Annotated in this window: 10 protein-coding genes; 9 read left to right on the forward strand and 1 reads right to left on the reverse strand. The window is 62.2% G+C overall.

The genetic code is table 11. The features are described from left to right. The 5 genes from Q7J58_RS15325 to Q7J58_RS15345 all read left to right on the forward strand — a co-directional run. On the forward strand, positions 1-946 hold a 946-nt coding region (locus Q7J58_RS15325), incomplete at its 5' end, for a putative PEP-binding protein (RefSeq protein WP_304829873.1). Positions 947-1098: 152 nt separating this feature from the next. Then, positions 1099-1329, forward strand: a complete 231-nt coding sequence (locus Q7J58_RS15330) for a hypothetical protein (protein WP_304829876.1) — start codon at positions 1099-1101, stop codon at positions 1327-1329. A 19-nt stretch (positions 1330-1348) separates the two neighbouring features. Further along, entirely contained in the window at positions 1349-4114 is a 2766-nt protein-coding gene (locus Q7J58_RS15335) for a sensor histidine kinase (RefSeq protein WP_304829879.1), read from the forward strand. Positions 4115-4161: 47 nt separating this feature from the next. Beyond that, positions 4162-4536 (forward strand): response regulator, encoded by a 375-nt coding sequence (locus Q7J58_RS15340; protein WP_304829882.1) that lies wholly within the window; start codon positions 4162-4164, stop codon positions 4534-4536. Then, positions 4533-6734 (forward strand): exonuclease domain-containing protein, encoded by a 2202-nt coding sequence (locus tag Q7J58_RS15345; RefSeq protein WP_304829885.1) that lies wholly within the window; start codon positions 4533-4535, stop codon positions 6732-6734. Before Q7J58_RS15340 ends, Q7J58_RS15345 begins: the two co-directional genes overlap by 4 nt. A 45-nt stretch (positions 6735-6779) precedes the next feature. Here the strand turns inward: Q7J58_RS15345 and Q7J58_RS15350 are convergent, their stop codons facing one another. Then, entirely contained in the window at positions 6780-8636 is a 1857-nt protein-coding gene (locus tag Q7J58_RS15350) for a putative nucleotidyltransferase substrate binding domain-containing protein (RefSeq protein ID WP_304829886.1), read from the reverse strand. Positions 8637-8805: 169 nt separating this feature from the next. On the opposite strand from Q7J58_RS15350, the gene Q7J58_RS15355 reads away from it, so the two are divergent. The 4 genes from Q7J58_RS15355 to Q7J58_RS15370 all read left to right on the forward strand — a co-directional run bounded on the left by Q7J58_RS15355 (position 8806) and on the right by Q7J58_RS15370 (position 12157). Further along, entirely contained in the window at positions 8806-9102 is a 297-nt protein-coding gene (locus Q7J58_RS15355) for a hypothetical protein (protein WP_304829888.1), read from the forward strand. Then, positions 9099-9683: a tetratricopeptide repeat protein gene (locus Q7J58_RS15360; RefSeq protein WP_304829890.1), complete on the forward strand. Its 585-nt coding sequence runs from the start codon at positions 9099-9101 to the stop codon at positions 9681-9683. The genes Q7J58_RS15355 and Q7J58_RS15360 overlap by 4 nt, the downstream gene beginning before the upstream one ends. 91 nt (positions 9684-9774) lie before the next feature. Further along, entirely contained in the window at positions 9775-10035 is a 261-nt protein-coding gene (locus Q7J58_RS15365) for a DUF4212 domain-containing protein (protein ID WP_304829893.1), read from the forward strand. Positions 10036-10039: 4 nt separating this feature from the next. Then, positions 10040-12157 carry a sodium:solute symporter family protein gene (locus Q7J58_RS15370; RefSeq protein ID WP_304829896.1) on the forward strand — a complete coding sequence of 706 codons (2118 nt, stop codon included), beginning with the start codon at positions 10040-10042 and terminating at the stop codon, positions 12155-12157. The last annotated feature ends 11 nt before the right edge of the window (positions 12158-12168 follow it).

A 12168-nucleotide genomic window follows, 5' to 3' on the forward strand; every position in this document is an offset into this window, starting at 1 on the left:
CGAGGTGGACGTGAAGATCATGATGAACGTGGGCAACCCCCAGTTGGCGTTCGACTTTTGCCAGATTCCCAATGGCGGCGTGGGTCTGGCGCGCCTGGAATTCATCATCAACAACAACATCGGCGTGCACCCCAAGGCCATTCTGGACTACCCGAACATCGATGCTGACTTGAAGAAGGCCGTGGAGTCGGTGGCGCGGGGCCATGCTTCGCCGCGCGCTTTTTACGTGGACAAGGTGGCCGAAGGCGTGGCCACCATCGCAGCAGCCTTCTGGCCCAAGCCGGTCATCGTGCGCCTGTCGGACTTCAAGTCCAACGAATACCGCAAGCTGGTGGGCGGCAGCCGCTATGAGCCCGATGAAGAAAACCCGATGCTGGGTTTCCGGGGCGCGGCGCGTTACATCAGCGAAGACTTCCGCGAAGCTTTTGCCATGGAGTGCGAAGCTTTGAAGCGGGTGCGCGAAGACATGGGCCTGACCAACGTGCAGGTGATGGTGCCGTTTGTGCGTACCCTGGGCCAGGCGCAGCGCGTGACCGAATTGCTGGCCGAAAAGGGCCTCAAACGCGGTGAAAACGACCTCAAGGTCATCATGATGTGCGAGATCCCGAGCAACGCGGTGCTGGCGCATGAGTTCCTGCAGTTTTTTGACGGCTTCTCCATTGGCTCGAACGACCTGACCCAGCTCACCCTGGGCCTGGACCGTGATTCGGGCCTGGAGCTTCTGGCCAAGGACTTCGATGAGCGCGACCCTGCTGTCAAGGCGTTGCTCAAGCTCGCCATTGGCGCCTGCAAGGCCCAGGGCAAGTACGTGGGCATCTGCGGCCAGGGCCCCAGTGACCACCCGGACTTCGCCCAGTGGCTGCGCGATGAGGGCATCAGCTCGATCTCGCTGAACCCCGATTCGGTGGTGGACACCTGGCAGCTGCTGGCTTCGACCGCCAAGTAAAGCGCCGCTCGTCCGGCAACGGTGCACAGCGGCAAGGGGCGACCCTTGCCGCTTTTTTGTTGCGCTGCAACGTAAGCCGGGGGTCAGTGCTTGGCGCACAATCGTCTGCAAAGGCGCGTCTGCGGACCGCGCCGTTACAAGAGGAGACGCGCATGTTTCAAGGACTGGACGCCCAGCGCCTGGTGGCCCTGTTTTTTGCAGGCTGGGCGCTGTTGAACTTTCCCTTGCTGGCCTTGTGGGACCATGATGCCCAGATTGGGGGCCTGCCCTTGTTTCCACTGGCCTTGTTTGGCATTTGGGCTTTGCTGATCGCGGCGCTGGCTTGGGTGGTCGAGGGGCCGGCGTCTGCCCCGTCGTCTTCGCCTCAAGAGCACGCCGAGTGACCCCGCAGGGCTGACCGACATGCTCTCTGCTCCGCTCGTCATTGGCGTTTCATTTGCCTACCTGCTGCTGCTGTTTGCGGTGGCGTATTTTGGCGACTGGCGGGCTGCGCAAGGGCGGTCGATCATTGCCAGCCCGTGGGTGTATGCGTTGTCCATGGCGGTGTATTGCACGGCCTGGACCTACTTTGGCAGCGTGGGCCGCGCGGCCAATTCCGGGGTGTGGTTTCTGCCCATTTACCTGGGACCCATGCTGGCCATGATCCTGGCCTGGATGGTGGTGCGCAAGATGATCCGCATTGCCAAGACCTACCGCATCACCTCCATTGCCGACTTCATTGCCAGCCGCTACGGCAAGAGCCCCACGCTGGCCGGCCTGGTGACCCTGATCACCGTGGTGGGTATCGTGCCCTACATTGCGCTGCAGCTCAAAGCCATTGCCAGCGGGTACGCGGTCCTTACCTCGCCGCTGGGGCAGCCGGCTGTGCAAAGTGCCGACTGGTGGAGCGACAGCACGCTGTATGTGGCGTTGGCGCTGGCGGGTTTCACCATGGTGTTTGGAGCTCGCCATCTCGACAGCACCGAGCGCCACGAGGGCATGGTGGCGGCCATTGCGTTTGAGTCGGTGGTGAAGCTGGTGGCATTTCTGGCGGTGGGCCTGTTTGTGAGCTTTGGTCTGTTTGCCAGCCCGGCGGCCTTGTTTGAGCAGGCGCACGCGGTCGAGGCTTTGCGCAAGCTGCTGCAGTTTGGGCAGGGGCAGCCGTTTGCCTATGCCCAGTGGCTGGGTCTGACGCTGCTGGCCATGCTGTCGGTGATTTTTCTGCCGCGGCAGTTTCAGGTGATGGTGGTGGAAAACGTGGACGAGCAACACCTGCGGCGGGCGGTGTGGGCGTTTCCGCTGTACCTGTTGCTCATCAACCTGTTTGTGCTGCCGATCGCCATCGGTGGGCTGCTGCATTTCGGCCCCGGTGCCATGGACCCGGAAACCTTCATTTTGTCGCTGCCGCTGTCGCAGGGGCAAAACGCTTTGGCCTTGTTTGCCTTCGTGGGTGGGTTGTCTGCGGCCACCGGCATGGTGATTGTGGAAGCCATCGCGGTGTCCACCATGGTGTGCAACGATTTGGTGATGCCCATTTTGCTGCGCATGCGGCGCTTTGGCGCCCGCGCCAGTGGCGACCTGACGGGCTTGCTGCTGGCCATTCGCCGCTTGGCCATTTTGGGTATTTTGCTGCTGGGCTACCTCTACTTTCACCTGGCGGGCGAAGCGTATGCACTGGTGAGCATCGGCTTGATCAGCTTTGCTGCCGTGGCCCAGTTTGCCCCTGCCGTGTTGGGCGGCATGTACTGGAAGGGCGGCACGCGGCACGGCGCGCTCACCGGCCTGCTGCTGGGCTTCGCCTTTTGGGTCTACACCCTGATGCTGCCTTCGCTGGCCAAGTCGGGCTGGCTGGCTGCCGACTTTTTGCAGCACGGCCCCTGGGGCTTCATTTGGCTCAAGCCCGAAGCTTTTCTGGGTCTGGCTGGGCTGGACAACCTGACCCATTCGCTATTTTGGAGTCTGCTGGCCAATGTGGGCGGCTATGTGGGGGTATCGCTGTGGCGTGCGCCGTCGGCCCGTGAAACCAGCCAAGCCCTGTTGTTTGTGGACGTGTTCAACCGCAAGGCGGGCGTTCGGCCGGTGTTTTGGCAGGGGCGGGCGAAGGTGTCGGCTTTGCTGCCGCTGGCTGGGCGTTTTTTGGGTGCAGAGCAGGCGCAGCGTCTGTTCTCCGACTATGCGCGTCGCCTGGGCGTGGCCGGTATTGAGCACATTCCCGCCGATGCCCGTCTGGTGCAGTTTGTGGAAACCCAGTTGACCGGCGCCATTGGGAGCGCATCGGCCCGGGTCATGGTTGCTTCGGTGGTGGAAGAAGAGCCGTTGGACCTGGACGATGTGATGCGCATTCTGGACGAGGCTTCGCAGTTGCGCGCGTACTCCCATGCGCTGGAAGAGAAGTCGCAGTCGCTGGAGCGGGCCACGACCGAGCTGCGAGAGGCCAACGAAAAACTGAAAAGCCTGGACCGACTGAAGGACGATTTCATGTCGTCGGTGACCCACGAATTGCGCACGCCCTTGACTTCGATCAGAGCGCTGTCGGAGTTGATGCGCGACGATGACCACATGGATCTGGCGCAGCGCCAGCAGTTCTTGGGAATTATTGTGGTGGAAGCCGAGCGGCTGAGTCGGCTGGTCAACCAAGTGCTGGACATGGCCAAATTTGAAGCCGGGCACGCCGAGTGGCACAACGCCGAGGTGGACATGTGCGAGCTGCTGGAGCAGGCCGCAGCCACCATGGGGGAAACCTGCCGGGAGCGTGGTGTGGCGCTGCAATTGCAGCGGCCAGAGGTGGTTCAGCCCTTGTGGGCTGACGCCGACCGGATCACCCAGGTGGTGCTGAACCTGCTCTCGAATGCTGCCAAGTACGCGCCGCGCGGCACGGGGCTGGTGCAAATGCGTTTGAAGGACAGCACGGACGGTATTGTGGTGGAGGTTCAGGACAACGGTCCCGGCATTGCGCAGGAGCAGCAGGCGATGGTGTTCGAGAAATTCCGCCAAGTGTCGGGCAACGACCACTACCGCCCGGGCGGTACGGGCCTGGGCTTGCCCATCAGCCGCCAGATCGTGGAGCATTTCGGTGGCCGTCTGTGGCTGCATTCCAGTCCAGGGCAGGGCGCGGTATTTGGATTTTTTCTGCCACGTCACGGTGCCGATGTCGAACGCACCGCCAGCACCGATCAACCGCTGATTTGAGTCCGATGGGCTTGATCACACAACACCATAAACAGAGGAGCACAGGTATGAGCCAAAAAATATTGATTGCCGACGACGAACCCAACATCTTGATTTCGCTGGAGTTTCTGATGAAGCGCGAAGGCTATGAGGTGGTTGTGGCGCGCGACGGGCAAGAGGCGCTGGACGCCATTTTGAAAGAACGACCCGCGCTGGTGCTGCTGGATGTGATGATGCCGGTCAAGACCGGTTTCGATGTGTGCCACGAGGTGCGAGCCCACGAGGCGGTGCGCGATACGCTCATCATCATGCTCACCGCCAAGGGGCGCGACACCGATGTGGCCAAGGGCTTGGCCCTGGGTGCCAATGCCTACATGACCAAGCCATTTTCTACCAAAGAGCTGGTGCAGAAGGTGCGCGAATTGCTGGGTGCGCCTGTATGAGCGCCCAACAGAAAACCGACCGGCGCCTGTGGTGGCTGCTCGGTGTGGCGGCCTTGTTGTCGGTGGTCTGGTTGCTGGTCACTTTGGGCTTGGTGGGTTCCACGCTGGAGCCGGCCGCGCGCACCACCGTGTGGAGCCTGCTCGGCGACCGTTTGGCGCTGATTTCTCTCACCTGGGGCGCAGGCATGGCGGCCATTGCCTGGGGCCTCAAGCGCTGGTTTGACCATTGGGTGACGCCTTCGGTGCAATTGGCCGAAGAGGCGCAGGTGTTGCTTCGTACCGATGTGGTGCGCGAACTGCGACCCAAAGGCAATGTGGAAACCCGGGTGTTGGCGGACCTGTTCAACCAGCTGGTGGGCCAGCGCGAAGCGCTGCGCCGCGAGATGGACAGCAAGGTACAAGCGGCGGCGCAGGGCATTGAGCAGGAAAAAAGCCGCCTGGCCGCGCTCATGTCTGAACTGACGCAGAGCGTGGTGGTGTGCAACCTGGACGGCCGTGTGCTGCTGTACAACAACCGCGCCCGCATGCAGTTTCGTGCCTTGTCGCAAGCGCCGGGCGTGGCCGGTGGTGCTGAGCTGATCGGCCTGGGTCGGTCCATTTACAGCGTGTTCGACCGCAAGCTGGTGGCCCATGCGCTGGAAAACATCCAACAGCGCATGCTGCGTGGGGCCGGGCAGCCGTCGGCGCAGTTTGTCACCACCACCGCAGCCGGGCAGTTGTTGCGGGTACAAATGGCGCCGGTGCGTTCGCCACAGGCCCAAGGGGCAGAGACCGCAGCCGACCGCATGGAGCTGACCGGCTTTGTGCTGATGCTTGACAACATCACCAGCGACTATGAAGCCGAGTCGGCCAAAGACCAGGTGCTGCACAGCCTGACCGAGGGCAGCCGTGCAGCCCTGGCCAACATGCAGGCGGCCATTGACATGCTGGACTACCCCGACCTGGAGCCCGCCATGCGCGAGCGTTTCCTGGGTGTGATCCGCGAGGAAACGCGTTCCCTGAGCCAGCGCATTGGCGCTCTGGAGGCCGGGTCTGCCGACAGCCTGAAAACCCGCTGGCCGTTGGAAGACATGCTGGGTGCCGACTTGGTGAGCGCTGCGTTGCGCCGCATCGAAACCGTGACCCGTTTACCCGCTTCTTCCATGGATGTGGACGGCGCGCTCTGGCTCAAGGTGGAGAGCTTTTCGCTGCTGCAGGCGCTGGTCTACCTCTCGGGTCGCCTGGCCGACGAGTTTGATGTGCGCTTTGTGCAACTGCGTTTGGGGCCTGCCACGGGCAGCCCCGGCAAAGCCCAGTTGGACCTGATCTGGTCGGGTCAGGCCATGAGCACGGAAACGGTGATGAGCTGGGAGATGGACGCCATGAAGGTGGGCCTTGACACCATGCGCCTGACCGTGCGCGACGTGGTGGAGCGCCACGGTGGCGCCTTTTGGTTTGAGCGTGAGCGTTCTCGCCACCAGGCGTTTTTCCGTTTCCTGCTGCCGTTGGCCAACCCACAAGAGCAGCTTGCTGCCGCTGCATTCGTCAAGAGCGAAAGCCGACCCGAGTATTACGACTTCGATCTGTTCAAAACCACCGAGCAGACGCGTACCCTGGACGACCGCCGGCTCAGCGACTTGGTCTACACGGTGTTCGATACCGAAACCACCGGCTTGAACCCATCGCAGGGCGACGAGATCATCCAGATTGGGGCAGCGCGCGTGGTGAACAACAAGCTGCTGCGCCAGGAGTGCTTTGAACAATTGGTGGACCCGCAGCGCCCGATTCCGGCCGCCTCCATTCCCATTCACGGCATTCAGCCCGAGATGGTGGTGGGCCAGCCCACCATCGACCAGGTGTTGCCCGCGTTCCATGCGTTCGCACAAGACACCGTGCTGGTGGCCCACAACGCCGCGTTCGACATGCGGTTTTTGCAGCTGAAAGAAAAGCTGAGCGGCGTGGCGTTTGATCACCCGGTGCTTGACACCCTGCTGCTGTCAGCGCTGGTTCACCCCAACCAGGATTCCCACCGCCTGGAGGCCATTGCCGAGCGTTTCAACGTCACCATCATCGGCCGCCATACTGCCATGGGCGATGCCATGGTCACGGCCGAGGTGTTCCTCAAGCTCATTCCCTTGCTGGCTGAGAAAGGCATTCACACGCTGGGCCAAGCGCGTGAGGCGGCGCAGAAGACGTACTACGCCCGTTTGAAGTATTGACTCCCCACGCCTCGCGCCTATCGGCGCATTACCCCACAGGGGGCGTCACATCCTGAAGCGTTGGCCCAAGACGCTTTGCAGAGCCTGCACCACAGTAAAAGCGTCTTTGAGCTGGGTGCGCTCGAAGTTGGAGATGTCGTCCGGGTTGAGGTAGTTGTCGGGCGCCTCGCCCTTGGCGATTTGCCGGGCCTGGTGCTGAATGCGGGTGAAGGCCAGAAATTCCAGTGCGTCGCGCAGGTCACGAGCGCTCTGCTCGCTGATGGCGCCACCGGCGGCTGCGCTCATGAGCCGGTCGTGGGTGTTCACCGATGCGTCACCGCCAGCCAGTGCGTACACGCGGGCCAAGTCAACGATGGGCACCACGCCGGTGTGTTTCAGGTCGATCTTGCCCTTGTGCTCGCCGCTGCGAATGGTGGAAATGCCTTTGAACATGCCCAGCGGCGGTGTGTGGGTGAGGGCGTTGCCCACCATGTACGCCAGAAAAATGCTGTTGCCCTGGGTGCGCTTGAGCACGTCGCTGCGCAAGCCGTCCAGCAGCGAGGTATTGCCGTGAATCGCGCGCATGTCAAAGAATACGCAGGTCAACATGAGCGACTTGGGGTCGGGCTGGCCGGTCCAGCGCGCAAAGTAGTCGGCCCAGCGCTGGCGCGGCTGGCGCCAGGTGTCCGTCATGGCCATCATCTCGCCCGGGCAGTAGATGTAGCCGCAGGCGTCGAGCCCAACGCAGCCGTACAGAGCCAAGGCTTTGAAGTAGGCGCCATGCTGCGCCTCGTCAAAGCTGTCGTCCAGCACCATGCAGTTGTCCTGGTCGGACTTGGCGGTCTGTTCGTTGCGCGCCTGAGAGCCGGCCGCCACCCAGACGTAATCGACCGGCGCCGGGCCCAATTGCGCCTCGCCCAGTTGCAGCAGCCGCGTCGTGATGGCATCGGTGATGGCCGTGATGATGTGGCCGGTGCTGTAGGCCGACGCTTCGGCCGCCGCCAGGCTCTGCTGCAGGCGCTTGATCTTGGCGCTGGCGCGCTGCAGGCCCTCCACCGTGCTTTGCTTGTAAATGTCTCCAGCCAGGTACACGGCCGAGGTGCTGTGCTGCTCGGTCAGGTCGGTGGCGGTGATCATGCCCACGATGCGCTGGCCGTCGAGCACCGGCACATGGTGGATGTTGTGGCGCGCCATCAGCAGCAGCGCGTCAAATGCCGGGTTCTGCACGTCGATGCTCATGGGCGCCAGCGTGGCAATGTCCATGATCGGGCGTGCGCTGTCCATACCGGCGGCGATCACGCGGTTGCGCAGGTCGCGGTCGGTGACCACGCCAAACAGATGGTCCTGCTCCACGATCAGGACCGAAGACACCCGCTGTTCGCTCATGAGCTTTGCTGCGTCGCGGATGCTGGTGTGCGGCGGCAAGGTGATCGGGGCGCGCTTGATCAGGGAGCGCACCGGCGTGGTCATGAGGTTGAGGGCCGGATCTGTGCTGACGGGCGCACCGCGCGAGCGGCTCGGTGCTGAACCGCTGCCACCGGGCAGCAACAGGCTCAGCGCAGGCAATTCGGCTTGCAGGGTCTCCACCAGGGCGCGTTCCATGCTGACCAGCGCGCTGTCGGTCTGGGCCTGGCTCGCTTCAACACCGGCCAGCCCATCGGCCTGCAAACCGAACAGTTCCCCCGGGTACATCGTGATCACCGGTTGCTGCTGCCCGTCCAGCAGACTGACGCTGCCCGATACCAGCCAGTGCAGCTGTTGCTGCAGCGCGCTGGGTGCACACGCTGGTGTGCCCGCTGCCACCGGTTTCACCCGAAGCGTGTCTGCCAGCTTCTTCTGGGTGTCGTCGGACAGCAGGCCAAAGATGCGGTGCGCGCGCAGGAGCTCGGCCAAAGACCGTGTGTCGGAGGCGTTTTTTGTCATGGGTCGGTGTGCCTGGTGGATTCAGCAAAACATGCTACACCGCACTGCGGCGGTCGCTGGTGGGTAAACCCTCACAGGGTTTGACCTGCGTCAGAGGGTTGGCGGGTGCGTATGTAAGAACGCGGTAAGGTCCAGATTCAGAATGGCGACACCTTTACCGCAGGCTTACATGCTCTTAATGATTTCTGCGCTCAAACTGATCACCGAAATTGCTTTGTTGGCGCTTTTGGGTCAGTGGATTTTGGGCTTGCTGGCTGGCCAGCGCAAACAACACAATGTGTTCTACCAGGTGCTCGAGATCATCGGGCGGCCCTTTGTGCAACTGACGCGCTGGTTCACCCCGCGCATCGTTCTGGACCGCCACCTCCCGCTGGTCGCTTTTTTGATTTTGGGTTTTGTCTGGCTGGCCGCTACAGTGGCCAAAATTTCCCACTGCCTGAAGGTAGGGGTTGCGTTGTGCCAGTGAGCTTTTTCACCAAGATCCGACCCGTTCACTGGCAGGTGCGTGGCCTGCTGTTGCTCGGGCGTCCACGCCAGGCGCTGGGGCGCATCACCGAGGCTTTGCAAGCCAACCCCGGTGACACGCGGGCGCTGGCCACCCGGGCCCATGTGTTGGCCGAGCTCGGTGAAAAACCGGACGCCCTCAAGGCTCTGGCCGAGCTGGTGGCGCTGGAGCCTGGGCAGGCAGCCGGATGGTTCAACTACGGTTTCCTGAGTGAAGAAATGGGCTTGCTGGAGCAGGCCGAAACCGCTTTTCAGCGTGCCATCGCCATCGATCCGCAGCTGGACCGGGCCTGGTATGGTCTGGCGCTCAGCCTGATCCGCCAGCGCCGTTTTGACGAAGCCATCCCGGCGCTGAAAAAGAATACCGAGTTGCAGCCCATGAGCCCTTACGGCTGGTACCAATTGGCGCGTGTGCATGTGCAACGGCAAGAGCCTGAAGAGGCCACGAAAATCATTTGCCATCTGCGCCGCTTTGAGCCCAAGGTGGCCGCCCAACTCGAAAGGGAAACGGGCCTGGGCGGGCGCCGTCTGAAGTCCGCGTGAACGCCAAAAGCGTTTGCATTGAGCAGGAGTGCCCGGCGCAAGCCTGGCCCATGATGAGCCCTCAGGGGCGAAGTTGACCGAGGTGAATACCGTGGAACTGACCGACAACCGCCGCCGCTATTGGCGCAAAAACCTCCGCATCACAGGCTTGTTGCTGGCTATCTGGTTTGTGGTCACGTTCGTCGTGAGCTACTTTGCCCGCGAACTGAGTTTCAGTTTTTTTGGCTGGCCCTTCAGTTTCTGGATGGGGGCCCAGGGGTCATTGGTGGTGTATTGCCTGATCATTGGGTATTACGCGTGGTACATGAACCGCCTCGATATTGAGCACGGCGTTGAAGAAATTGAGGATTGAGGGCGTGGCAGGTAATTTGGATTCCGGGTCCACCAGCGGCAAAGGCGCGGCCAACCGGGCCTTTCGCCAGCAGCTCAACAAGGTCTACAAGTGGTACACGGGCGGTTTCTTCGTCTTTGTGATCGCACTGGCCGTCCTGGAGCAACTGGGGTTGTCGCGCGAATGGATCGGCTTCATCTTTTTGCTGGCCACCATCGGTTTGTATGCGGGTATCGGCATCATGAGCCGCACCACCGATGCGGCCGAATACTACGTGGCCGGGCGGCGTGTGCCGGCGGTCTACAACGGCATGGCCACCGGTGCCGACTGGATGTCCGCCGCCTCGTTCATCGGCATGGCTGGCACGCTGTACCTCACCGGATACAGCGGCCTGGCCTTCATCATGGGCTGGACGGGGGGCTACTGCCTGGTGGCGTTGTTGCTGGCGCCTTATCTGCGCAAGTTTGGTCAGTTCACCATTCCCGATTTTTTGGGTGAACGCTACGGCGGCAACATGCCGCGTTTCATCGGCATTTTCGCGGCCATTTTGTGTTCGTTCACCTACGTGGTGGCACAAATTTACGGCGTGGGCCTGATCACATCGCGGCTCACCGGCGTGGCCTTTGAGCTCGGCGTGTTCCTGGGGCTGGGCGGCATTCTGGTGTGTTCTTTTCTGGGGGGCATGCGCGCGGTCACCTGGACGCAGGTGGCCCAGTACATCGTGCTGATCGTGGCCTACCTGATCCCGGTGGTGTGGCTGTCGGTCAAACAGGCCAACTTCCCGGTGCCGCAGGCCATCTACGGCTACCAGCTGGAAAAGGTCACGGCCAAAGAAAAGCTGCTGACCAACGACCCCAAAGAGATGGAGGTACGCGACATCTTCAAGCAGCGTGCCGCCGATCTGACGGAAAAGTTGAAAGATCCCGGGGCCGCCTTGAAGGCCGACAAAGCGGCGGCCGAAGCCCGCCTGACGGAGCTGCGCGCGGCCAACGCGCCCTCGGTGGCCATTTCAAATGCCGAGCGCGCGGTATCTTCTCTGCCCAAAGACGAAGCGGCAGCCAAAGCCGCCTGGACCCGAGGCAAGGCCCTGGCAGAAACCAAGTCCAAGCCTCTGAACGGTATGCCACCCCACGCCGCCCAGTTTGCGGGTGACCCGCAAGGCAATGCCCAGGAGAAAGCCGCCTACGACAACTCGCGGCGCAACTTTCTGGCCTTGATCTTTTGCCTCATGATCGGCACGGCCGCTCTGCCGCACATCTTGATGCGCTACTACACCGTGCCCAGTGTGAAGGAGGCCCGGCAGTCCGTCACCTGGTCGTTGTTCTTCATTTTTTTGCTCTACTTCACAGCACCTGCCCTGGCCGTGCTGGTGAAGTTCGAGGTGTTTCATGTGCTCATCGGCACCCCGATCGACCAGCTGCCCGCCTGGGTGGCGTCCTGGAACAAGGTCGATCCGAGCCTGATGTCGATCACCGACGTCAACAAGGACGGCATTTTGCAGCTCAACGAGATGAGCATCGGCGGCGACATCATCGTGCTGGCGACCGCCGAAATTGGCGGGTTGCCTTACGTTATCTCGGGCCTGGTGGCGGCCGGTGGTCTGGCCGCGGCCTTGTCCACCGCCGACGGCTTGTTGCTGACGATCGCCAACGCCTTGTCGCACGATCTGTACTACAAAATGATCGACCCCAACGCCTCCACCGCCCGCAGGGTCACCATTTCCAAGGTGCTGCTGCTGATGGTGGCGCTGGTTGCGGCCTATGTGGCGGCGCAAAAGCCGGCCGATATTCTGTTCCTGGTCTCGGCCGCGTTCTCGTTTGCGGCCGCTGCGTTTTTCCCGGCACTGGTGCTGGGTATTTTCTGGAAGCGGGCCACCGGCATAGCCGCCTCATTGGGCATGATCGCCGGCCTGGGCGTCACGTTCTACTACATGGTGACCACCCAGCCCTGGCTGCGGGATGTCTTTGGCGTCACCACGCCCATCGAACTGTGGTGGGGCATCCTGCCCATTTCGGCTGGGGTTTTTGGGGTGCCGCTGGGCTTTGCCGTGATCATCCTCATCAGCTGGGTGACCCCGGCGCCCAGCCGCAAGGTGCAGCAACTGGTGGAGCATGTGCGCTACCCCAGCCTGCGTGAGCTTTGAGCGTGGACGTT

The organism is Hydrogenophaga sp., from assembly GCF_030656115.1.
Classification (GTDB): Bacteria; Pseudomonadota; Gammaproteobacteria; order Burkholderiales; family Burkholderiaceae_C; genus Hydrogenophaga.